The sequence below is a fragment of the Enterobacter sp. ENT03 genome, assembly GCF_019218745.1.
In the GTDB taxonomy this organism is placed as follows: Bacteria; Pseudomonadota; Gammaproteobacteria; order Enterobacterales; family Enterobacteriaceae; genus Enterobacter_D.
The window spans coordinates 26,265-48,173 of sequence record NZ_JAHUXA010000017.1; the positions used below are offsets into that span (position 1 = coordinate 26,265).

Here is a 21,909-nt window from a genome sequence, read left to right on the forward strand (position 1 = left end):
AGGCAGGAGGCCGAATCGAGCCGACCGCGGGCAGACGGGCGGGAGGGGAGCGCAGTGCGCAGCACCGGTTTCGGTGCGGGGCCGCGGGGATTGACAAGGGGGCCGCGGTGGCCCCCTTGTCACGTTCACCGTCAGCGGCGTCCCGTTTGACTCCAGTCTAAAAGTGAACGGAACCTTCCCCTGACCCAAACGGAACATCACCCTGACGCTAACCGATCCACCACACCGCCTCATACGGCCTTAACACCGCCGCCGCTGGGGCCTGCGCCACCTCCGCATAATTACTCATCACCACCCGCCAGTCGCCAGCCATCGCCTCCGGCTCCCACGCCTGATTCTCCCCGCTCAGATTCGCCACCACCAGCAGCGTCTGTCCCTGCCACTGGCGGCGATAACACCACACGAACGGATGCGCGGGCAGCAGATCCTCATAATCCCCCCACGTCAGCACCGGCTCGCTTTTGCGCAGCGCAATCAGCGCCTGATAGGTATAAAACACCGATCCGGCATCGCGCAGCGCCGCTTCCACGTTCACCTGCGGATAGTTCTCACACAGCGCGATCCAGGGTTCGCCACGGGTAAATCCGCCATGCGGTGAGGCATCCCACTGCATCGGCGTGCGGCTGTTGTCGCGGGATTTGGCGGCGAGGATCGCCAGCAGCTGGTCGGCGTCCTGACCGGCGGCACGGCGTTCGGCAAACATATTGTGGCTCTCCACGTCGCGGTAATCGGTAATGCGCGTAAAGTGCGGGTTGGTCATGCCAATCTCTTCGCCCTGATAGATATAGGGCGTGCCCTGCATACCGTGCAGCACCATGGCGAGCATTTTCGCCGAGGTGACACGGTATTCGCCCTCATCACCAAAGCGCGAGACGATGCGCGGCTGATCGTGGTTACACCAGAACAGCGCGTTCCACGCCACCTGATGCATACCCTGTTGCCAGTAGCGGAACAGCGTTTTCAGCGCCACAAAATCCGGGGCCGCCAGCGTCCATTTCTCGCCGCCGGGGTAGTCCACTTTCAGGTGATGAAAGTTAAAGGTCATTGACAGCTCGCGGCCATCCTGGGCGGCATACTGCTGGCAGTGTTCCAGCGTGGTAGAGGACATTTCGCCCACCGTCATCAGCCCGCGCGGGCGGAAAACGTCGCGGCTCATCTCCTGCAAATACTCGTGGGCGCGCGGCCCGTCGGTGTAAAAACGACGCCCGTCGCCCAGTTCATCCGACGGGAAATCCTGATCTTTGGAAATCAGATTCACCACATCAAGACGCAGCCCGTCAACGCCGCGATCGGCCCAGAATTCACATACTTTTTTGAGTTCGGCGCGCACCTGCGGGCTTTCCCAGTTCAGATCCGCCTGCTCCGGGGCGAACAGATGCAGATAATACTGCCCGCTCTCCGCATGCCAGCGCCAGGCGCTGCCGCCAAACTTCGAGCGCCAGTTGTTCGGCGGCGTCTGCGGCGAGCCGTCACGCCAGATATAAAATTCGCGGTACGGACTGGCGGGATCCTGCGCGTGCCGGAACCAGGCGTGCTGGGTGGAGGTGTGGTTTAACACCATATCCAGCACGATACGGATGCCGCGGGCATGCGCTTGCGCCACCAGCTCGTCGAAGTCGTCCAGCGTGCCATAGCCCGGATCGATAGCGGTATAGTTCGCCACGTCGTAGCCGTTATCCACCTGCGGCGAGATATAAAACGGCGTCAGCCAGATGGCGTCAACGCCGAGGATTTTCAGATAGTCGAGGCGGTGTGTTACGCCGCGTAAGTCGCCGCGTCCGGTGCCGGTCGTGTCCTGGAAGCTCTTGGGGTAAATCTGGTAGATCGCGCCGGTCTGCCACCAGTGGGGAAGTGTATTCATCGTATCGTCCCGATTGTAAAAAAGGGGCGCCATCGCGCCCCTGAAGCATCAAACAATCTGTAGCGCACCCTGGCGGGCTTTGCGCTGGTACATAAAGGTGGTGAGCACGAGCGGCACGACAATCGCGATAACCATGGCGATGCCGTAGACCTGCCAGTAACCGGTCTGGATGGACAGAATACCCGGCAGACCACCGACGCCGATACCGTTCGCCATCACGCCATACAGGCCGCACAGCAGCGCGGCGAGGCAGGAGCCAATCATCGCGCACAGCATCGGGAAGCGGTATTTCAGGTTGATACCGTACATCGCCGGTTCGGTCACGCCGAGGAAGGCGGAGATCGCAGCAGGCACTGAAATCTCACGTTCATTCTCTTTACGGCTGACGATAATAATACCCACCACGGCGGACGCCTGAGCAATGTTCGACAGCGCAATCAGCGGCCACATCGGCGTGCCGCCCATGCTCTGGATCATCTGCATATCAATGGCGAGCGTGGTCTGGTGCACACCGGTGATCACCAGCGGCGCATAGAGGAAGCCAAACAGCGCCGCGCCTATCGGGGCGAAACTGCCGGTCATCAGATGGCGCATGGCGAAAGCCACCCCGTCACCGATCATACGACCAAACGGCCCGATAAACGCATGGGCGAGGAACACCGCGAGGATCAGCGAGCAGACCGGCACCACCACCAGATAGAGGTAAGAGGGGACGATGCGTTTTAACTGCAACTCAATATAGCCAAGCGCCAGACCCGCCAGCAGCGCCGGGATCACCTGCGCCTGGTAGCCGACTTTATCGATGCTGAACAGGCCAAAGTTCCACGCTTCCGGCACCTGTTGACCCAGTAAGTAAGCGTTCATTAACTGCGGCGAAACCAGCGTAATGCCGAGCACGATGCCGAGGATCGGCGTGCCGCCCATTTTCTTCACCGCCGACCAGCAGATGCCCACCGGTAAGTAGAAGAAGATCGCCTCGCCAATCAGCCACAGGAAGTCATAGATGGTTTTCAGCGCTGGCGACATCTGTGCCAGCGTCTGGCCGTTGCTCATCGGCAGATCGCCGATAACGTTGCGGAAACCTAAGATCAAACCGCCGCTGATCAGCGCCGGCAGCAGCGGGAAGAAGATCTCGGCAAAGTGCGAGATCAGCTGTTCGTGCCATTTCATATTCTGCCGCGCCACCCGTTTGGCATGCTCTTTATCCGCATGCGCCTGGCCGGTGGTGGCGAGCAGGACTTTGTAGTAGTCGCCGACCTCGGTGCCGATCACCACCTGGAACTGCCCGGCGTTGGTAAAGCAGCCTTTCACCATTTTGAGTTTTTCAATGGCTTTCGGATCGGCTTTCGCCGGGTTATCCAGGACAAAACGCAGTCGGGTAATACAGTGGCTGACGGTGGCGATGTTATCCCGCCCGCCCACCAGCTCGATTAATTTATCGATGTCAGCTTGATCTACTTTTTTGCTCATCGTGAAGCCTCACAGAGGATTTTGAATTGTGCGTAGGGACAGCGGAAAGAGTATCTGTGGATCGGCAAAAGCGGAAAGGGAACGTTCCCGAAACCGGTTAAGGATCACACTAAATCATACTAGCCCAGATTAACCGAGGCGGGCGGGGACGATAATGGTGCGGGGTTCGGCGCGGCCGGTGATCTGATCGATAAGCTGCGTGGCGGCCATGCGGCCTGCTTCACCGTAGCCCGGATCGACGGTGACGATCTCTGGATGCAGGAATTTCATGAGCGGCGTATTGCCGACGCTGGCGAGCTGCAGGGCAGTAATGTTCTGCTCTTGTAAGTACTTACTCGCCCCAAGCGCCAGGGTATCCGTGGCGCAGACCAGTGCGGTGGTATCGGGAGTGAGGACGCGGGCGACCTGTTCGTAGCCCTGTTTCATGGCAAGGCCGGGCAGCACGGCGACCGGCTGCATCTGATGTTGTTCGCAAAAGCGCAGATAGGCGTCGTGGCGGCGCTGGCCGGTGGTGGTGTCGCTGGTGGGTACGCCGAGATAGCTGATATGCCGGTGCCCCTGCGCGTAGAGCTTTTCCAGCAGCATCTGGATCGCCCGTTCATCGTCATAACAGACGGAGGCAAAACCGCTGGCATCCCGCGCCATCAGCACCAGCGAAGACTGCCAGGGCGCAAGCAGCGTTTCCGTCAGGCCGGTAAAACCAAACAGCACCACGCCGTCGATATTGCGGCGGCTCAACATGCCAAGATGTTCTTCCACCAGCGCCGGGGAAAACTGACTTTCCATCATGATCGGATCGTAACCCTCGGCGTAAAACGCCGGCAGCATGGTCTGCACCGCGAGGTTCTCCGACAGCGAATCCAGGCGCGTGACGATGATCGCTACGATTTTATCGCTCTGCCCGCGCATCGCCCGCGCCGAGCGGGACGGGGAGAAGCCATGCTGTTGCATAACGGCTTCCACGCGCTCGCGCGTCTGGACGCTAACGCCGCTCTCATTATTGAGCACGCGCGAGACGGTGGATTTACCCACGCCGCTTAAGCGGGCGATGTCTTTGATTGTCAGTCGGTTTTGCATGCGTCCTTTCCTGTCAGAGTCGGTATCAGCCTAATGCTACTGAAGCAAATCACAATGCGCAAAGACTGGTTTACGTTCGGTTTAGTTGCGGGACGTTATCATGCGCCGCGACTCAACCTTATCACTTTTACCGGAGGCAACATGGATCCTGATCCCACCCCTCTCCCCGACGGGAGTTTTTCCACGTCCCGGTAAGCCAGTTCTCGCTGCCTTGCCGGACACGTAAGGCAGCGACGTTTCACGTCCCTGCAAAATCATATTTGCGCCTGCGGGTGCAGAGGGACTTTCTATGCTGAAAAATTTTATCCGGCAGCGCGTCTTTGCGCTCAGCCGCCATTTACCACGCCGTCTGGTTGACCGCAGCCCACTGCCGGATGCCACCACCGCAGGGGTTACGCCGATCCCAGCCTCGCTCAGCGCGCACTGCCTGCGCGTCGCGGCGATGGACGAATCGCAACTGTGGCACAGCTTCGGCAGCCATCCTGAGGGGTTAAACCCGCAGGAAGTGAGCACCATCCGCGAGAAGCACGGTGACAACCGCATTCCGGCGCAGGCGCCGTCGCCGTGGTGGGTGCATCTGTGGTTATGCTATCGCAACCCGTTCAATTTATTGCTGACGCTGCTCGGCGTGATCTCCTATGCGACGGAAGATCTGTTTGCCGCAGGCGTCATCGGCCTGATGGTGGCCATCGCCACGCTGCTCAATTTCGTCCAGGAAGCGCGATCGACCCGCGCCGCCGACGCGCTGAAAGCGATGGTCAGCAACACCGCCACCGTGCTGCGGGTGATCAACGATAAAGGTGAAAGCGCCTGGTGCGAACTGCCCCTTGATGAGCTGGTGCCGGGAGATATTGTCCGGCTGGCGGCGGGCGATATGATCCCTGCCGATTTACGCGTATTACAGGCGCGGGATCTGTTCGTGGCGCAGGCGTCGCTGACCGGTGAATCGCTGCCGGTGGAAAAGGTCGCCACCACCCGTCATGCTGCGCAAACCAATGCGCTCGAGTGCGACACCCTGTGCTTTATGGGCACGAACGTGGTGAGCGGCACGGCGCAGGCGATGGTCATCGCCACCGGCGGCAACACCTGGTTTGGTCAGCTGGCCGGGCGCGTCAGTGAACAATCAACCGAGCCGAATGCGTTCCAGAAAGGCATCAGCCGCGTCAGTATGCTGCTGATCCGTTTTATGCTCATCATGGCCCCGCTGGTACTGTTGATTAACGGCTACACCAAAGGCGACTGGTGGGAAGCGGCGCTGTTTGCGCTGTCGGTGGCGGTGGGCCTGACCCCGGAAATGCTGCCGATGATCGTCACCTCGACGCTGGCGCGCGGCGCGGTAAAACTCTCTAAACAGAAAGTGATCGTGAAACATCTGGACGCTATCCAGAACTTCGGAGCGATGGACATCCTCTGCACCGATAAAACCGGCACCCTGACGCAGGACAAGATCGTGCTGGAGAACCACACCGACATCGCCGGAAAGGTTAGTGAGCACGTACTTCATACCGCATGGCTGAACAGCCACTACCAGACCGGGCTGAAAAACCTGCTGGACGTGGCGGTGCTGGAAGGCGTCGATGAAGACCGCGCCCGGGAACTGTCGGCCCGCTGGCAAAAAATCGACGAGATCCCCTTTGATTTCGAGCGCCGCCGCATGTCAGTGGTGGTAGCGGAAACGCCGGATGCGCCGCTGCTGATTTGCAAAGGGGCGTTGCAGGAGATGCTCAGCGTCTGTAGCCACGTACGGCACAACGGCGAGGTGACGGTGCTTGATCAGGCTATGCTGCGCCGCATCGAGCGTGTCACTCAGACCCTCAATCGTCAGGGCCTGCGCGTGGTGGCGGTGGCAAGCAAATACCTTGCGGCGCGACAGGGGGATTATCAGCGTGCCGATGAGTCAGACCTGATCCTCGAAGGCTATATCGCGTTTCTCGATCCGCCGAAGGAGAGCACCGCCCCGGCGCTGAAAGCGCTGCACGCCAGCGGCGTTACGGTGAAAATTCTCACCGGCGACAGCGAGCTGGTGGCGGCGAAAGTGTGCCACGACGTCGGGCTGGACGCGGGCGACGTGGTGACCGGCAGCGCTATTGAAGGTTTAAGCGATGACGCGCTGGCCGCGCTGGCGCAACGCACCACGCTGTTCGCCCGCCTGACGCCGATGCACAAAGAGCGCATCGTCACGCTGTTAAAACGCGAAGGGCATGTAGTGGGTTTTATGGGCGACGGTATTAACGATGCGCCCGCGCTACGGGCGGCGGACATCGGTATTTCTGTGGACGGTGCGGTAGATATTGCGCGGGAAGCCGCCGATATTATTCTGCTGGAAAAGAGCCTGATGGTGCTGGAAGCCGGGGTGATCGAAGGGCGTCGTACTTTTGCCAATATGCTCAAGTACATCAAAATGACCGCCAGTTCTAACTTCGGTAACGTGTTCAGCGTGCTGGTGGCGAGCGCGTTCCTGCCGTTCTTACCGATGCTGCCGCTGCACTTGCTGATCCAGAACCTGCTGTACGATGTGTCACAGGTGGCGATCCCCTTTGATAACGTCGATGAGGAGCAGATCCAGAAGCCACAGCGCTGGAACCCCGCCGATCTGGGGCGTTTTATGCTGTTCTTTGGGCCGATCAGTTCAATCTTCGACATCCTGACGTTCTGTGTGATGTGGTGGGTATTCCACGCCAACGTGCCGGAAGCGCAGACGCTGTTCCAGTCCGGCTGGTTTGTGGTGGGGCTGCTGTCCCAGACGCTGATTGTGCATATGATCCGCACCCGTCGCGTGCCGTTCTTCCAGAGTCGCGCCGCCTGGCCGTTGCTGGTGATGACGGCGGTAGTGATGGTGTTGGGCATCGGGCTGCCGTTCTCGCCGCTGGCAAGCTATCTGCAACTCCAGGCGCTGCCGCTGGCGTACTTCCCGTGGCTGGCAGGGATTTTGCTGGGGTATATGGCGTTTACGCAGCTGGTGAAAGGATTTTATAGCCGCCGGTATGGATGGCAGTAAGAGGGGGGGGATTGTGCCGGGTGGCGCTACGCTTACCCGGCCTGCGTTCCGGACGTATCACTTGATGGTTTGCCCGGCGGCGCTGCGCTTGCCGGGCCTACGATTCCACGTCTAATCGGTAGGCCGGGTAAGGCCAGGGCCGCCACCCGGCAAACCATCACGCAAAATTAACGGCGTACCGCAATCGCTTCGATTTCAATCTTCACATCTTTCGGCAGACGCGCCACTTCCACGCAGGAGCGTGCCGGGAACGTCGCATTGTGCTCGGTAAAGAACGCTTCGTAGGTAGCGTTAACGGTCGCGAAGTCGTTGAGATCTTTCACGAACACCGTGGTTTTCACGATGTCGCCTACTTTCAGGCCCGCTGCTTCAACGATAGCTTTCACGTTTTCCAGCGACTGACGCGCCTGCGCAGAAACGTCGTCCGGTACGGTGCCGGTTTTCGGATCCACCGGGATCTGCCCGGAAGTGATGATCATACTGCCCAGATCAACACCCTGAACATAAGGACCAATAGCTGCTGGTGCATTTTCCGTCGCGATGGTTTTAGTCATGATTTCTCCTGAATAACAGCGAAAATAAGGGTTCCGCGCCATTATAGGCAGCGCAGTACCCATTACCAACCTCAATTAGCTGGCCAGCACCACATAATGCGAAAACTCTTTTTCGCAGTATTTGCATTTGAGTGCGATGTCGCCGGCGCGTTTTTTCACTGCAAAACTGGAGAAAACCGGTTCAGCATGACTGATGCAGTTGCTGTTCGGACACACCAGCACGGCGTCGATACGCTCCGGCAGTTTCGGGCGCGATTTCCCTACCACGTCGTACTCATCAATACGGTTTACCGTGGCGTCCGGCGCATATAAAGACAGCTGATCCACTTGCTCATCGGTCAGGAAGGTGTTCTCGATTTTGATCAGATCTTTGCGACCCATCTCGCCTGACGGCAAATTCAGGCCGATGGTGATGCGCTGGTCGGTTTCGGTCAGCTTGAACAGCGTCAGCAGTTTAAAGCCCATCTGCGCCGGGATATGGTCAATCACGGTGCCGCGTTTGATAGCTTCGACCTGGAGTTTATTATCGTGTGTCATCTCAGTGCTCCTTACAGAACCAAATCGCGATTAAGAACCAGTGCCAGCAGCGCCTGGCGGGCGAAGATGCCGTTACCGGCCTGCTGGAAATACCAGGCGTGCGGGGTTTTATCGACATCGGTATGGATCTCATCCACGCGCGGCAGCGGGTGCAGCACTTTCATATTGCTGCGCGCATCGGTTAAGTCGCTGGCGCGCAGTACAAACTGCGCCTTGACGTTGGCGTATTCCGACGGATCCAGACGCTCTTTCTGCACGCGGGTCATATAGAGAATATCCACTTCCGACATCACCGCGTCGATGCTGTCGTGCACGCTCCACGCAATGCCCTTTTCATCGAGCATATCGAGAATGTACTGCGGCATCGCCAGCGCAGCGGGGGCGATAAACAAGAAGCGGTTGCCATTGAATTTTGCCAGCGCCTGCGCCAGCGAATGCACCGTGCGGCCATATTTCAGATCGCCGACCATCGCGATATTCAGGTTTTCCAGACGCCCCTGGGTTTCCTGAATGGTAAACAGATCCAGCAGGGTTTGCGTCGGATGCTGGTTAGATCCATCCCCGGCGTTTAGCACCGGAATGCCGCCGGAAAACTCTGTCGCCAGCCGCGCCGCGCCCTCCTGCGGGTGGCGCATAACAATCGCATCAACATAGGTGCTGATCACCGAAATGGTGTCTGCCAGCGTTTCGCCTTTTTTGCCCAGGGAAGTATTGCTGCTGTCAGAGAAGCCGACCACGCTGGCCCCTAAGCGGTGCATGGCGGTTTCAAAGGAGAGACGGGTGCGCGTGGAGGCTTCAAAAAAGCAGCTGGCGATCACTTTGTGCTTTAGCAGCTCCGGTTGCGGCGTGGCCTTCAGACGGGCGGCGGTTGCCAGCACCTGTTCCAGTTCTTCGCGACTGAGATCATTTATGGAAATGATATGTTTTTGATAGAGCGGATTAGCCATGGTTCTCTCCTGACGCCTGGGCAAAAAAAAGCCCCTCAAACAGAGGGGCTGTGAATAGCGTGAGCAACGGGAAGAAAAACGGCAGGCCTGCGTCTGTTTTCAGACGCGGTAAGACGTGATGTCGTACGCTGTTGACCATGCTTTCCTCCCGGCAAATTGCCCGGCATTATACTCAGCTGCATTGGCGGATCAAGTGATTCAATGCACGATTTGTATAAAGCAAACGGTTATTTTGCATACAAATGCATTCTTAATAAATAATTAACACGTTTGTGCACCAGCGCCGTGCGTGACACATCCCGCGGCGCGACCCAGACAATACTGCTGCTCGCCACCACGCCGAGGATGTCCGGGATCGCCTGATAATCCAGTATTCTGGCGACGGCGCGGCCATATCCGGCGGCGGTATGGATAAGGATAAACTCACTGTTGTGCTCGACGCTGACCACCATTTCCGACACGGAGCGCGCCGCATCAGGTGCCGGGCGCAACTGTGGATTCACGGAATAAATCTTTTGCCCCTTCGCATTGCGAATTTTTATCACGCCCAGCAGCTTTAACAGCCGCGAAACGGTGGACTGGCTGATGCTGTCAAAACCGTGCAGCTGTAAATCGCGGCGGATCGCCTCCTGCGATAAATAGCTTTTCTCCACAATAAGACGCTGGCAGACAGCGAGCTGAAGTTGCTCTCTGGCGGTGCATTCTGCGTATTCCTTCATCGTTTTATTCCAGTTAGTTGCCAAAATGCCCGGTGGCGCGCGCCATCCGGCGAAAACTAGAGCAGGGCGCCGAGACTCAGTACAACGGTGATCACTACCGTAAGGATTAACAGCAACGGCGCAACCCATTTCAGGTAACGCACATAAGGTACGCGCGCAATGGCCAGGCCGCCCATCACAACGGCAGAAGTTGGTGTGATCAAATTCACAATGCCGGAGGCGGACTGGTAAGCCGTGACCACCAGATCGCGATTGACGTTCGCAAAATCCGCCAGTGGCGCCATGATCGGCATGGTCAGTACCGCCAGACCTGACGAGGACGGCACCAGGAAAGAGAGCACCACTTCCAGCCAGTACATCACATTGATAAAGGCGACGGTGGACAGCCCGCTGACCAGCCCTTCGGCGCTGTGCAGAATAGTATGGGTGATCATGCCTTTATCCATGATCACCACGATGCCACGCGCGATGCCGATGATCAGCGCCACGCCGAGCAGATCCCGCGCGCCGTTGATAAAGGTGGAGGTCAGTTCTTCCTCGCTCATGCGGGCGATCAGCCCGACGACGATCGCCGCCGCCAGAAACACCGCCGAGATCTCCGCCATCCACCAGCCGAGCACCGCCACGCCGTAGATCATCACCGCGAAGGCCAGCGCGAAGATCACCAGGATAAGTTTGCGTACCGGGGTGAATTCCAGCAGTTCCTGCGGCTTATCACCGAGAAAATGCGCGCGGTTTTCTTCACGCTTATCAGCCACGATCGAGCAGGACGGATCCTGGCGTACTTTACGCGCATAGCGCATCACCCATGCCACGCAGATCAGCCAGCCCACCGCCAGCAACAGCACGCGCAGTAAGATGCCGTTGGTAAAGGGGATCCCGGCGGCGTTGGCGGCGATCACCGTGGCAAAAGGATTGATGGTGGATCCAAGCGTGCCGATCCCCGCGCCCAGCAGAATGGTCGAGGCAGCCACCACCGGATCGAAACGCGCCGCCAGCATCACCGGCACCAGCAGGGTGTAAAACGGCAGCGACTCTTCCGCCATACCGTAAATGGTGCCGCCAGCGGCGAACAGCCCCATCAGGATCGGGATCATCCACTCTTCATGGCCGTGTAGTTTCAGGGTGACGCGGGCGATCCCGGCATCGATCGCCCCGGTTTTTGTGACGATCCCCAGAAAGCCGCCGATGATCAGAATAAAGAGCGCCACGTCAATCGCGCCCGCCTGCCCGGTGACGGGATCGTACAGCCCGCCGATGGGAGCCATCAGCACGGCAACCAGCCCCTGCGGGTGGGCGGCGACCTGCGCGTAAGTACCGGCCACCGGCACTTCTTTGCCGAGCGTCTCATTCATCATCATCTGATACTGACCGGCGGGGACGATCCAGCTCAGCGCGGCGACCAGCGCGATCAGGATAAATAAAATGGTGTAAGCGGAAGGAAATTTGAACTTGCCCATGGGGTGATCTCCCTGTGCGGGCGCGCCAGCTCACCGGCGCGCCCGGATAATTACTCGCCGAGTGTCGCCACCATGACCGCTTTAATGGTGTGCATTCTGTTTTCTGCTTCGTCGAAAACGATGGAGTTCGCCGATTCAAACACCTCTTCGGTGACTTCCAGCCCCTTCAGCCCGTACGCCATTTCGATTTCCCGGCCCATGGTGGTGTGCTCGTTATGGAACGCGGGCAGGCAGTGCATAAATTTGACGTTCGGATTGCCGGTGGCTGTCACGACGGCACGGTTAACCTGATAGGGCGTCATCAGGCTGACGCGCTCGGCCCAGGCTTCTTTCGGCTCGCCCATCGACACCCACACGTCGGTGTAGAGAAAATCAACGCCGTTCACGCCTTCTTCGACGTCTTCCGTCAACATGATGCGCGCCCCGGTTTCACGGGCAATGGCACGGCACTGCGCCACCAGCGCCTCTTCCGGCCAGAAGGCGCGTGGTGCTACCAGACGGATGTCCATGCCCATTTTCGCGGCGCCTACCATCAGGTCGTTGCCCATGTTGTTACGCGCATCCCCCAGATAGGCGAAGCTCAGTTCTGGCAGGGTTTTGCCGGGCGCATGTTCCAGCATGGTCATCAGGTCGGCGAGGATCTGCGTGGGGTGAAATTCGTTGGTCAGGCCGTTCCACACCGGCACGCCCGCAAACTCGCCCAGCTCCTCGACAATCGCCTGGCCGTAGCCGCGGTATTCAATGCCGTCGTACATGCGCCCCAGCACGCGGGCGGTGTCCTTCATCGACTCTTTATGACCGATCTGCGAGCCGGTCGGGCCGAGGTACGTCACCTGCGCCCCCTGATCGAACGCCGCCACTTCAAAGGCGCAGCGGGTGCGGGTGGAGGTTTTTTCGAAGATCAGCGCGATGTTTTTCCCGGTCAGAGTGGGCTTTTCACGACCCGCTTTTTTGGCGGCTTTCAGTTCGATGGCCAGATCGATGAGCGCCTGGATCTCCGCCGGGGTGTAGTCCAGCAGCTTGAGGAAATTGCGGTTTTTCAGGGAGTGGGACATAGCTAATTCCTTTTGGTGTTAATTAGCGCCTGATGGCGCTGCGCTTATCAGGCCTACAGGCCGTAGGCCGGATAAGGCGAAGCCGCCATCCGGCAAAAGGGTATGGAGGCTTAATGCCGGATCAACGTACCTTTCTCGCCGGCGAGGATCGCCGGGCCGTCCGCCAGCGCGCCGATCCCGGCGATGCCGTGGCACTCGTCAACAAAACGGCGACAGGCGGCCACTTTCGGTCCCATCGATCCGGCATGAAAGGTCATCCCGGCGAGCTGCGCTGGCGTAACCTGCGCGAGCGGACGCTGCTCAGGCGTGCCCCATCCGACATACACCGCATCGGCGTCGGTAAGGATCAGCAGCGCGTCGGCTTCGATTTGCCGCGCCAGCAGGGCAGCGGAGAGGTCTTTGTCGATCACCGCCTCGATGCCGTGGTAGCCGTCGGCTTTTTCCACCACCGGCACGCCGCCGCCACCGTTGCAGATCACCAGATGGTCACGGCCGATCAGCGCATTAATGGCATCGCGCTCAACGATGCGCTGCGGCTGGGGCGAAGGCACCACACGGCGGAAATAGTTGCCATCGGCTTTAAACATCCAGCCTTTTTCGGCGGTGAGCGCGGCGGCCTGGGCTTCGTCATACACCGGGCCGATGTATTTGGTCGGGTGATGGAAGGCCGGATCGGCGGCGTCCACTTCGACCTGAGTGAGCAGCACGCTGATCTCGCGCTGCGGCAGCTGGTTCTTCAGCGCCTGTTGCAGCATGTAGCCGATCATTCCCTGGCTTTCCGCGCCGAGCACATCCAGCGGGTAGGGCGTAACCTTGTCGTAAGCGCTGTTTTGCAGCGCCAGCAGGCCAACCTGCGGCCCGTTGCCGTGCACCAGCACCACCCGCCAGTCGTGGGTCAGTCGGGCGATGGTTTTCGCCGCGAGCAGAATATTTTTGCGCTGAATATCGGCTTCCAGCGGTTCGCCACGTTTTAACAGCGCATTGCCGCCAAGGGCGACGACGAGAGTCGGTTTCAGTTCCATGGGGCGTCTCCTTAAATGCCGTCGCGTTCAAGCGGACAACTCATGCAGCGCGCGCCGCCGCGACCGCGGCCCAGTTCGTCGCCGGGGATCGGCAGCACGGTGATGCCTGCCTTGTCGTATTTTTCGTTGGTCCAGATGTTGCGCTCGTAGCCCACCACCACGCCGGGGCGCAGGGTCAGCACGTTATTGGCGTCGTTCCACTGCTCGCGTTCCGCTTCAAAGGCGTCACCGCCGGTGGTGATCAGGCGGATCTGCGACACGCCGAGGGCTTTTTCCAGCGCCGTTAACAGGCCTGGCTCCTGCAAGCGGCTGATACCGCCGCGCCCGTCCGGCGTCAGCGTCCAGCACTGGGCATCTTTGCGCACCACTTCCGGGTAGACGGAGAAGGTATCGACGTCGATATGGGTCATGACGGTATCAAGGTGCATACAGGAACGGTGCTTCGGCAGCTCGACGGCGATCACCCGCTCGGCCTGGCGATGTTTAAACAGGGCGCTGGCGAGGAATTCCACCCCCTGCGGCGTAGTGCGTTCTGACAAGCCGATTAATACCGCGCCGCGACCAATCACTAATACGTCGCCGCCTTCGATAGTGGCGTGGTCATAATTAATGTTTTCATCGCCGAAATATTTAATAAAATCGCCGTCGGCAAATTTGGGATGCCAGCGATATATCGCACGCAGATTATTGGTTTCACGCTGACGCGCCGGTTTGGCCATCGGGTTTATAGAGACGCCGTTATAGATCCAGCAGGAGGTATCGCGGGTAAATAAATGGTTAGGCAGCGGCTTCATAATAAAATCATTCGCCGAATGGGTATCCACTACCATATTTTTGATAAACGCCGGAATTTCTCCGTAGGTCAAACCGCCGCTTAAACGACGCGCCAGTTCGCGATGCGGCATATCCGCCAGCCAGCCGCGCACATCGGCGGCAAAGGCCGGTCCGAGGCGGTAATCCGACACCTGGGTTTGCAGCAGCCAGCCCTTGGCATCCGGCACGTCCAGCGTCTGGGTGAGCAGGTCGGTAAGCAGTAAAACGTCCACGCCCTGATCGCGCAGCGTACTGGCAAAAATATCGTGCTCTTCACCCGCACGCTCAACCGATAACACGTCGTCAAATAACAACTCCTGGCAGTTCGATGGCGTCAGTCTTTTCAGGCTAAGATTGGGGCGATGTAACATCACGCTACGCAATTGGCCAATTTCAGAACCGACATAATGCTTTTCCATATTTATTCCTTGCACTTTTTTAGAAATAAAGGGGCCAGCGTTATGAAAAGACTATTCTCATAACCCTTCGTGTTCAGTTGAATTCGGGAGTCATACTAATCGCTGTCGCTATTAATAATGTGATAGTGCTCACGTGAAACCGGCAGTACGAAGGTTTAATTCTTATTGCATGACGAGCATCAGAGAATACTTAATTGCTTTTATTTAAGGGGTGCATTGCTACGCATTAATTGGATTCATTATTTTAAGATGTTAATATTATGTAGGGTTTTTAATTATGATGGTTTTATTTATCTTATTGAAAAATATGCATAAAAATAATTTTATCGCATGGTTATGCACGTCTGCTAATAAATTATCCTGGCGTTAAGTAAAATTAATAAATAACTATGAAATAATCTGCCTGAATATGCCGTACGCTAAAGTGTGAGCGGGTAATGGTTTTTTTGATAATTTCATAGTATTCAGTGGATTACGGGAAGATGCCCAATGGCGGTGCAACAGGTTATGCAGTTTATTTGCATACTCTGAGGCGGGGCGTTAACAGGCTGATAACAGGATGTCGGATAAACATGCGTCATCGCAAATCTTTTCCATTTAGAGGTGGTGCAGTAAAAGAATTTTTCGTATAACACATAAAAATTGAAACATTGTTTTATGTGAGAGGTTCATCATGATCGTTGGCAATATCCACAATCTTCAGTCCTGGCTGCCGGAAGAACTGGCGCAGGCTATCGACTACGTTAAACAACACGTCACGGACGCGACCTCGATCGGGAAGCATGACATTGATGGCTCGCGCCTGTTTTACCTGGTGTCTGAGGATATGACGCAGCCGTTTGCCGAGCGCCGTGCCGAGTATCACGCGCGTTATCTGGATATTCAGATCGTGCTGAAAGGGCAGGAGGGGATGACGTTCAGCACCCTGGCGCACGGCACGCCGGACACCGACTGGCTGGCAGACAAAGACATCGCGTTTTTACCGGCAGGCGAGCAGGAAAAAACGGTGGTGCTGAGCGAAGGGGATTTTGTGGTGTTTTATCCGGGCGAAGTGCACAAACCGTTGTGCGCCGTGGGTGAGGCCGCGCCGGTGCGCAAAGTGGTGGTGAAACTGCTGGTGGCGTGATTTTGCCGGGTGGATTTCTCTTTTTTGCCGGGTGGCGGCTGCGCCTTACCCGGCCTACGGATCGGATGGTGCACTGTTTTGCCGGGTGGTGGCTGCGCCTTACCCGGCCTACGGTTCGGATGGTGCACTGTTTTGCCGGGTGGTGGCTGCGCCTTACCCGGCCTACGGATCGGATGGTGCACTGTTTTGCCGGGTGGTGGCTGCGCCTTACCCGGCCTACGGTTCGGATGGTTCACTGTTTTGCCGGGTGGCTGTGCCTTACCCGGCCTACGGATCGTTGTGATGGGGACACCGTTGTAGGCCCGGCAAGCTTGCGCCGCCGGGCGGTACCGGAGAGCACATCACTCCGCCAGCGTCGCCACCATCACCGCTTTAATGGTGTGCATGCGGTTCTCCGCCTGGTCAAACACCACGCTGTTGGTCGATTCAAACACCTCGTCGGTCACTTCCATGCCGCCGTGCAGGCCATAGGTTTCGGCCATCTGCTTGCCGAGCGTGGTTTGATCGTCGTGAAACGCGGGCAGGCAGTGCAGGAATTTCACCTGCGGGTTGCCGGTCAGCGCCAGCATCTGGCGGTTCACCTGATAGCCACGCAGTAACGCGATGCGCTCCGCCCACTTCTCTTTGGCTTCGCCCATCGACACCCAGACGTCGGTATAAACAAAGTCAGCGCCTTTCACACCAGCGGCGACCTCTTCCGTCAGCGTGATATTACCGCCGTTCTTCACCGCCAGCGCCGTGCACTCTGCCACCAGGCTCGCGTCCGGCCAGCAGGCTTTAGGGGCGACAAGACGCAGATCCAGACCAACCAGCGCGGCGGCTTCCAGCATTGAGTTGCCCATGTTGTTACGCGCATCACCGGCATACACCAGCGTCATCTCATTGAATGCTTTACCCGGCAGATGCTCCTGCATGGTGAGCAGATCCGCCAGCAACTGCGTCGGATGAAACTCATTAGTCAGGCCATTCCATACCGGCACCCCGGCATATTCTGCCAGCGTTTCAACGACTTCCTGTCCGTAACCACGGTACTGAATGCCATCGTACATGCGTCCCAGCACGCGGGCGGTATCCTTAATTGATTCTTTATGCCCAATCTGACTACCGGCAGGACCGAGATAAGTGACGCGCGCGCCCTGGTCAAATGCGGCAACTTCGAAAGAGCATCGTGTGCGGGTTGAGTCTTTTTCGAAGATGAGCGCGATGTTTTTGCCAGTAAGCTTCTGTACTTCTTTGCCTTTTTTCTTGTCGTCTTTTAGTTGCGCGGCGAGTTTCAGCAGGGCGTGGATTTCAGCGGGTGTAAAATCGAGCAGTTTAAGAAAGTGCTTCCGGAATAATGCAGACATGTTTCCCTCACATGGCGCAGGCCACTTATTGAATTAAAATTCACTTTATATGTGTAAATATTCATTTGCAACCCTGTTTAACAAATCTTTTCGGTCAGGAGTGGAGGCATTGTCAGTGGTGTGTGAAAATAAGAGTATCTGCCGCACATTAAGAGGAACGAGCCATGGCAAACCCGGAGCAACTGGAAGAGCAACGCGAAGAAACGCGTTTGATTATTGAAGAACTGCTGGAAGATGGCAGCGATCCTGACGCGCTGTACACCATTGAGCATCACCTTTCCGCCGACGATTTTGAAACGCTGGAAAAAGTGGCGGTGGAAGCGTTCAAACTGGGTTATGAAGTGACCGAGCCGGAAGAGCTGGAAGTGGAAGAAGGCGAAGTGGTGATCTGCTGTGACATCCTGAGCGAATCCGCGCTCAAGTCAGAGCTGATTGATGCGCAGGTTGAGCAGCTGATGACGCTGGCAGAAAAATTCGACGTTGAATACGACGGCTGGGGAACCTACTACGAGGATCCAAACGGCGAAGAGGGCGACGACGATGAAGATGAAGATCTGGTGGATGAAGACGACGACGGTGTTCGCCACTAAGTAAGACGTGCGGCGGCGCCCGCTGCCGCACAGCCATTCCCCCTCACTCCAAAAAAACAACCACAAAAACTCCCATTAATGCACCATTTCTGGCAGGTGCGCTGAAATCCGATGTTGCGTAACATATGCCTCCTTTTTTTCACAATAACCGTTTAACAACCTTTGCAGAGAGTCAGGATGAAACTGTCACGGATCGTCATACCGCTTGTCGTTGTGGTTGTTGCCACTGTCGTCGGTTTTTTTATCGGCGCCCGCCCTACGCATAGCGGACTTACCGATGAGCAGCAATTTGACGCCGCGATGGCGCAATTCCCCTCCTTTATGGTGCTGAAAGAGCAGGAGCCGGCGTACTGGTCAACGCTGCGCACTCGCGCACTGACGATGCAGAAAGCGGGAAAAACGGAACAACAAATCATCGACGTCATCCAGCCAGAAATTTTGCAAATCCAGATCTCGCGTCTGCAATCCGCGCCTGACGATCAGGTGGTGCGCTATATGAAAGTGAATATGGAGCAGACCGCGGCGATCCAGAAAGTCAGTGATGATGACTGTTATCGTTTCCTGTTCCCGACCGTAAAAGGCGGCATCAACCCGATGCGTATCCTGCCGAAAGAGATGCTGACGTACCGCGCCACGGTGGATGCCGAGATGATGCGTTCGGCTTACGGGGCGGGCAAACACACCCCGACGCCGCAGGAGCAGAAACGCGCCCAGCAGGATCTCCAGCCGGTTGCCGAAAAGCTGATGCAGAAATATGGCGCTGATGTAGCCATCCTGTCGGAGCCGCAGAAGGGTGTCGGCAAAGAGAAACTGACCTGCGATATGGTAGAAGAATTGTGGAGCAACGTGCTGGCCTTACCGGCCGATAAAGCCGCGGGTATTGTGCGCTTTATGACGGTGCAGTAACGCCACGTCGATAAGCCCTCCCGCAGGGGAGGGCCAGATGACCAGCATTTACAAAGACTTAAGCATGCGCACTTCGCAGTCCACGTGGCCGGTGCAGCCCAGCGGCGTGTCGATGTGCGTAAAACCCAGGCGCTCATACAGCGCAATGGCGTCTTTAAGAAAGGCGGTGGTTTCGAGATAGCAGCGGGTAAAGTCCTGCTCACGGGCGAAATCGAGGGCGGCGAGGGCGAGCTGGCGCGCCAGTCCTTTACCGCGAATGCCCGGCAGGAAATACATTTTTTGCAGTTCGCAAATGTCCGGATCGCTACAGCTCAGCGGCGCGACGCCACCGCCGCCTACCACCTGGCCGTCCTGCTCGACGACCCAGTAAGCGTGGCGGGGCTGGCTGTAGAGCTGAAATAAGACATCCAGATTTGGATCGGCAACGGTGTAGCCCTTATCCGCCGTCAGTCCGAATTCAGCCGACACCTCGCGGATCACGCGGGCAATGGCCGGATTATCTTTTTCCTGGAGAGGGCGAAGCCGTAATTCGCCTGTCATACTGTGTGCATTATTCTGCATGGGATAACCTGGAAACGTGGGACAGTAAAAGTCTGTGGACAGGCCCCACTATAAAACAGACCTTGCGAGATGAAAAATAAAAGCCAGCCTTAACATTTTTCCATTTTATTGCCGATATACGGCAATGAAGTACGGCGCAGGACATTGTGCTGCGTGACGTTAATTCCCCCTTTTAATAAGGGTTTTAATCATTCATTTCAGGACGAAAAAGTATGGATTCCTTAACAAAAACTCAGCGTCATCAAATCAAGTTTCACGGAGATGGCGGCAACTATTTTGCAATATGGCTGGTGAATATCTTCCTGTCTGTTATTACCCTTGGCATATATTCGGCGTGGGCAAAAGTCAGAACCTACCGTTATTTCTACGGTAATACCGAACTGGCTGGCGATCGTTTTGATTACCATGCCCGCCCGATGCAAATTCTGATTGGCCGTATCATTGCCTTCGTGGGCATCGTTATTTTCTACCTCTGTTTCCTGGCCAGTGAAGTGCTGGGAATGGTGATCATGCTGGCGTTCATTGCGCTGCTGCCGTGGATTATTATCCGCAGCTGGCGCTTCAATGCCATTATGTCCAGCTACCGTGGTGTGCGTTTTAACTACCTTTGCCGTGTCGGTCGCGCCTACTGGGTATTCCTCGGCTTTCCGTTGCTGGCTTTCGCGGCGCTGATTGTTGTCGTATCGCTGTTGAATTTCTTCACCAACCCGATGCTGGGTATTCTGCTGATGGTGGTGATTTTTGTACCGGGCGCGATCCTCATCCAGGGCGTTAATTCCGCGCTGACCTACGACCTCTACGTGAATAATATGTTCTTTGGCGATGCCGCGTTCAAAGGCGACATGAATAAAGACGCCTTTGTCAAAATGGCGTTTAAAGCCGCGCTCTTTGTGGTGCCGGTGCTGATTATTCTCGGACTGATTTTCGCCAAAATGTTTTACTCCATCATGCAGGCAAGCTTATACGGCGGCACTGAAGATGCGATCGCCATGATGGTGCTCAGCAATATTGGCCTGATTATTCTGGCTTATGTGGTGGCGCTGGCAGGCGGCATGATGGCGGCGGCCTGGCTGATTGTCGCGCACCGTAATTACGTAGCGAAGCAGACCACGCTGAACGGCGGCGCACTGCGTCTGCACTCCAGCATGAAATTCACCTCTTACCTCGGCCTGCTGTTCACCAATGCGCTGATCGTCATCTTCTCTTTAGGCATTGCGTCGCCATTTGCCCATGTGCGTCATGCGCGCTACGTGCTGCAAACGCTGGAAGTGGAAGGCGATCTGGATCAGCTGACCGTGCACGCCCATGGCGAGAAAGCGCCTGCGGCCGTGACGGAAGAACTGGTGCAGGCTCTGGATATCAATGTCGGCCTCTGATCTTAGCGGCTTTTATCAGTATCCCGGTCGGGCTGCCCGTGAGGCGGCCCGTCTGACGTTGCATGACGGGGCGGTGACGCTGCATCGGGACAGCGGCGACGAAACGTATCCGCTGGCGGCGCTGACGGTGTCAGAGGCGCTGGGACATATTCCGTTGTCCCTCACCTTTGCCGACGGTGGCCGCTTTGCGCCCGGTGACGATAAAACCTTTCGCCAGTGGTATTTCCGTCACCGGCGTCCGGGGCTGGTCCACCGGTTAGAGCAGCACAAACGTGGCGTGGTGGCGATGCTGTTCGCCACCGTGCTGGTGGGCGTGTTTTACGTCTGGGTGCTGTTGCCGTGGCTGAGCGGCGTGATTGCCAGCCAGTTGCCGGTCAGTATCGAGCAGCAGCTTGGCCGCTACAGCGCGACTTATCTGGAAGAGCAGGGGCTGACGGAGAGCAAACTGAGTACGGCGCGTCAGCAGCAGTTGCAGACGCTGTTCCGGGCGGTGATCCCTGCGGATATGCGCGGGCAGACCGGCCTGCGCCTGCGCATCATGCATTTCCCGCTCGGGGCGAATGCGCTGATGCTGCCGGACGGCACCATGATGCTCAGCGACCAGCTGGTGCGACTGGCGAAAAGCGACGATGCGCTGGCCGCCGTAATGCTGCATGAGATCGGCCATTACCGTTACCGACATTCGATGCAGATGGTGGTGCGCTCATCGCTGATCTCCATCACCCTGATGTGGGTGATGGGCGACGTCAGCGGGATCGGCGATACCCTGTTACAGTCGGCGGTGTTGGTGAACGAGATGCGCTTTTCACGCCGCATGGAGCGCGAGGCCGACCGTTTCGCGCTGGAGGAGATGCAACGCCAGGGACGACCATTAAGCGCGATGCTGCAAATCTTCACCGCGCTGGGCGAGCAGGGCAAGGATGACGAGAAGCGGGCGCTCCCGGACTGGCTCAGCACGCATCCGGCGATGCAGGAGCGGCTGGAAACCATCCGCAACGCCGCGCAATAAAACGCATTAAAACGCATAAAAAAACCGGGCATTGTCAGATGCCCGGTTTTTTATTGGCGATAA

General features: G+C 57.3%; 21 protein-coding genes and 1 pseudogene. 7 read left to right on the forward strand and 15 right to left on the reverse strand.

What is annotated here, in order from left to right; translation table 11 throughout:
* Positions 1-208: 208 nt before the first annotated feature.
* The 3 genes from treC to treR form a co-directional block, all read right to left on the reverse strand.
* Positions 209-1,861: an alpha,alpha-phosphotrehalase gene (gene treC, locus KW828_RS17685; protein ID WP_218337617.1), complete on the reverse strand. Its 1,653-nt coding sequence runs from the start codon at positions 1,859-1,861 to the stop codon at positions 209-211.
* 48 nt (positions 1,862-1,909) lie between these two features.
* Positions 1,910-3,331 (reverse strand): PTS trehalose transporter subunit IIBC, encoded by a 1,422-nt coding sequence (gene treB / locus KW828_RS17690; protein WP_218337618.1) that lies wholly within the window; start codon positions 3,329-3,331, stop codon positions 1,910-1,912.
* A gap of 129 nt (positions 3,332-3,460) precedes the next feature.
* Positions 3,461-4,408 (reverse strand): trehalose operon repressor TreR, encoded by a 948-nt coding sequence (gene treR / locus KW828_RS17695; protein ID WP_218337619.1) that lies wholly within the window; start codon positions 4,406-4,408, stop codon positions 3,461-3,463.
* 289 nt (positions 4,409-4,697) lie between these two features.
* Here treR and mgtA point away from each other — a divergent pair, with 289 nt between their 5' ends.
* Positions 4,698-7,406 carry a magnesium-translocating P-type ATPase gene (gene mgtA / locus KW828_RS17700; RefSeq protein ID WP_218337620.1) on the forward strand — a complete coding sequence of 903 codons (2,709 nt, stop codon included), beginning with the start codon at positions 4,698-4,700 and terminating at the stop codon, positions 7,404-7,406.
* Positions 7,407-7,573: 167 nt separating this feature from the next.
* On the opposite strand, the gene ridA is transcribed toward mgtA, so the two are convergent.
* From ridA to arcA, 9 genes and pseudogenes are all read right to left on the reverse strand, one after another.
* Positions 7,574-7,960, reverse strand: a complete 387-nt coding sequence (ridA, locus tag KW828_RS17705; RefSeq protein WP_072570356.1) for a 2-iminobutanoate/2-iminopropanoate deaminase — start codon at positions 7,958-7,960, stop codon at positions 7,574-7,576.
* A 75-nt stretch (positions 7,961-8,035) separates the two neighbouring features.
* Positions 8,036-8,497: an aspartate carbamoyltransferase regulatory subunit gene (pyrI, locus tag KW828_RS17710; protein ID WP_218337621.1), complete on the reverse strand. Its 462-nt coding sequence runs from the start codon at positions 8,495-8,497 to the stop codon at positions 8,036-8,038.
* An 11-nt stretch (positions 8,498-8,508) separates the two neighbouring features.
* Positions 8,509-9,444, reverse strand: coding sequence for an aspartate carbamoyltransferase (gene pyrB, locus KW828_RS17715; RefSeq protein WP_218337622.1), 936 nt, complete (start codon positions 9,442-9,444; stop codon positions 8,509-8,511).
* A gap of 5 nt (positions 9,445-9,449) precedes the next feature.
* Positions 9,450-9,583, reverse strand: a pseudogene (pyrL, locus tag KW828_RS17720) (pyr operon leader peptide); the annotation flags it as partial.
* Positions 9,584-9,671: 88 nt separating this feature from the next.
* A complete protein-coding gene (locus KW828_RS17725; protein ID WP_218337623.1) occupies positions 9,672-10,163 on the reverse strand; it encodes an arginine repressor in 492 nt (163 codons plus the stop codon).
* Positions 10,164-10,219: 56 nt separating this feature from the next.
* Positions 10,220-11,623 carry a YfcC family protein gene (locus tag KW828_RS17730; protein WP_218337624.1) on the reverse strand — a complete coding sequence of 468 codons (1,404 nt, stop codon included), beginning with the start codon at positions 11,621-11,623 and terminating at the stop codon, positions 10,220-10,222.
* A gap of 50 nt (positions 11,624-11,673) precedes the next feature.
* Complete coding sequence (gene argF, locus KW828_RS17735; protein ID WP_218337625.1) at positions 11,674-12,678, reverse strand: ornithine carbamoyltransferase; 1,005 nt, start codon at positions 12,676-12,678, stop codon at positions 11,674-11,676.
* A 110-nt stretch (positions 12,679-12,788) separates the two neighbouring features.
* Complete coding sequence (locus KW828_RS17740) at positions 12,789-13,700, reverse strand: carbamate kinase (RefSeq protein WP_218337626.1); 912 nt, start codon at positions 13,698-13,700, stop codon at positions 12,789-12,791.
* Between the two features lie 11 nt (positions 13,701-13,711).
* Positions 13,712-14,932, reverse strand: a complete 1,221-nt coding sequence (arcA, locus tag KW828_RS17745) for an arginine deiminase (RefSeq protein WP_218337627.1) — start codon at positions 14,930-14,932, stop codon at positions 13,712-13,714.
* A gap of 673 nt (positions 14,933-15,605) precedes the next feature.
* Between arcA and KW828_RS17750 the strand changes: the two genes are divergently transcribed.
* Positions 15,606-16,058: a YhcH/YjgK/YiaL family protein gene (locus KW828_RS17750; protein ID WP_218337628.1), complete on the forward strand. Its 453-nt coding sequence runs from the start codon at positions 15,606-15,608 to the stop codon at positions 16,056-16,058.
* An 88-nt stretch (positions 16,059-16,146) separates the two neighbouring features.
* Positions 16,147-16,341, forward strand: a complete 195-nt coding sequence (locus tag KW828_RS17755; RefSeq protein ID WP_218337629.1) for a hypothetical protein — start codon at positions 16,147-16,149, stop codon at positions 16,339-16,341.
* Between the two features lie 58 nt (positions 16,342-16,399).
* Here the strand turns inward: KW828_RS17755 and argF (KW828_RS17760) are convergent, their stop codons facing one another.
* Both argF (KW828_RS17760) and KW828_RS22155 read right to left on the reverse strand, forming a co-directional pair.
* Positions 16,400-17,371, reverse strand: coding sequence for an ornithine carbamoyltransferase (argF, locus tag KW828_RS17760; RefSeq protein WP_371316137.1), 972 nt, complete (start codon positions 17,369-17,371; stop codon positions 16,400-16,402).
* Positions 17,332-17,469 carry a hypothetical protein gene (locus KW828_RS22155; RefSeq protein WP_371316136.1) on the reverse strand — a complete coding sequence of 46 codons (138 nt, stop codon included), beginning with the start codon at positions 17,467-17,469 and terminating at the stop codon, positions 17,332-17,334. The genes argF (KW828_RS17760) and KW828_RS22155 overlap by 40 nt, the downstream gene beginning before the upstream one ends.
* A gap of 99 nt (positions 17,470-17,568) precedes the next feature.
* Here KW828_RS22155 and rraB point away from each other — a divergent pair, with 99 nt between their 5' ends.
* Both rraB and KW828_RS17770 read left to right on the forward strand, forming a co-directional pair.
* Positions 17,569-17,994: a ribonuclease E inhibitor RraB gene (gene rraB, locus KW828_RS17765; protein WP_218337631.1), complete on the forward strand. Its 426-nt coding sequence runs from the start codon at positions 17,569-17,571 to the stop codon at positions 17,992-17,994.
* 177 nt (positions 17,995-18,171) lie between these two features.
* A complete protein-coding gene (locus tag KW828_RS17770; protein ID WP_218337632.1) occupies positions 18,172-18,900 on the forward strand; it encodes a topoisomerase II in 729 nt (242 codons plus the stop codon).
* Between the two features lie 48 nt (positions 18,901-18,948).
* Here the strand turns inward: KW828_RS17770 and KW828_RS17775 are convergent, their stop codons facing one another.
* On the reverse strand, positions 18,949-19,461 hold the full coding sequence (locus tag KW828_RS17775; protein ID WP_256350252.1) for a GNAT family N-acetyltransferase: 513 nt from the start codon (positions 19,459-19,461) through the stop codon (positions 18,949-18,951).
* 212 nt (positions 19,462-19,673) lie between these two features.
* Between KW828_RS17775 and KW828_RS17780 the strand changes: the two genes are divergently transcribed.
* Both KW828_RS17780 and KW828_RS17785 read left to right on the forward strand, forming a co-directional pair.
* Positions 19,674-20,837 carry a YjgN family protein gene (locus KW828_RS17780; protein WP_218337633.1) on the forward strand — a complete coding sequence of 388 codons (1,164 nt, stop codon included), beginning with the start codon at positions 19,674-19,676 and terminating at the stop codon, positions 20,835-20,837.
* Complete coding sequence (locus tag KW828_RS17785; RefSeq protein WP_218337634.1) at positions 20,824-21,846, forward strand: M48 family metallopeptidase; 1,023 nt, start codon at positions 20,824-20,826, stop codon at positions 21,844-21,846. The genes KW828_RS17780 and KW828_RS17785 overlap by 14 nt, the downstream gene beginning before the upstream one ends.
* Positions 21,847-21,909: the final 63 nt, after the last annotated feature.

Excerpts from the sequence above, each read along its gene's own strand:
- treC (WP_218337617.1), bottom strand. The coding sequence starts at position 1,861 with ATGAATACACTTCCCCACTGGTGGCAGACCGGCGCGATCTACCAGATT.
- treB (WP_218337618.1), bottom strand. The coding sequence starts at position 3,331 with ATGAGCAAAAAAGTAGATCAAGCTGACATCGATAAATTAATCGAGCTG.
- treR (WP_218337619.1), bottom strand. The coding sequence starts at position 4,408 with ATGCAAAACCGACTGACAATCAAAGACATCGCCCGCTTAAGCGGCGTG.
- mgtA (WP_218337620.1), top strand. The coding sequence starts at position 4,698 with ATGCTGAAAAATTTTATCCGGCAGCGCGTCTTTGCGCTCAGCCGCCAT.
- ridA (WP_072570356.1), bottom strand. The coding sequence starts at position 7,960 with ATGACTAAAACCATCGCGACGGAAAATGCACCAGCAGCTATTGGTCCT.
- pyrI (WP_218337621.1), bottom strand. The coding sequence starts at position 8,497 with ATGACACACGATAATAAACTCCAGGTCGAAGCTATCAAACGCGGCACC.
- pyrB (WP_218337622.1), bottom strand. The coding sequence starts at position 9,444 with ATGGCTAATCCGCTCTATCAAAAACATATCATTTCCATAAATGATCTC.
- KW828_RS17725 (WP_218337623.1), bottom strand. The coding sequence starts at position 10,163 with ATGAAGGAATACGCAGAATGCACCGCCAGAGAGCAACTTCAGCTCGCT.
- KW828_RS17730 (WP_218337624.1), bottom strand. The coding sequence starts at position 11,623 with ATGGGCAAGTTCAAATTTCCTTCCGCTTACACCATTTTATTTATCCTG.
- argF (WP_218337625.1), bottom strand. The coding sequence starts at position 12,678 with ATGTCCCACTCCCTGAAAAACCGCAATTTCCTCAAGCTGCTGGACTAC.
- KW828_RS17740 (WP_218337626.1), bottom strand. The coding sequence starts at position 13,700 with ATGGAACTGAAACCGACTCTCGTCGTCGCCCTTGGCGGCAATGCGCTG.
- arcA (WP_218337627.1), bottom strand. The coding sequence starts at position 14,932 with ATGGAAAAGCATTATGTCGGTTCTGAAATTGGCCAATTGCGTAGCGTG.
- KW828_RS17750 (WP_218337628.1), top strand. The coding sequence starts at position 15,606 with ATGATCGTTGGCAATATCCACAATCTTCAGTCCTGGCTGCCGGAAGAA.
- KW828_RS22155 (WP_371316136.1), bottom strand. The coding sequence starts at position 17,469 with ATGAATATTTACACATATAAAGTGAATTTTAATTCAATAAGTGGCCTG.
- rraB (WP_218337631.1), top strand. The coding sequence starts at position 17,569 with ATGGCAAACCCGGAGCAACTGGAAGAGCAACGCGAAGAAACGCGTTTG.
- KW828_RS17770 (WP_218337632.1), top strand. The coding sequence starts at position 18,172 with ATGAAACTGTCACGGATCGTCATACCGCTTGTCGTTGTGGTTGTTGCC.
- KW828_RS17775 (WP_256350252.1), bottom strand. The coding sequence starts at position 19,461 with ATGCAGAATAATGCACACAGTATGACAGGCGAATTACGGCTTCGCCCT.
- KW828_RS17780 (WP_218337633.1), top strand. The coding sequence starts at position 19,674 with ATGGATTCCTTAACAAAAACTCAGCGTCATCAAATCAAGTTTCACGGA.
- KW828_RS17785 (WP_218337634.1), top strand. The coding sequence starts at position 20,824 with ATGTCGGCCTCTGATCTTAGCGGCTTTTATCAGTATCCCGGTCGGGCT.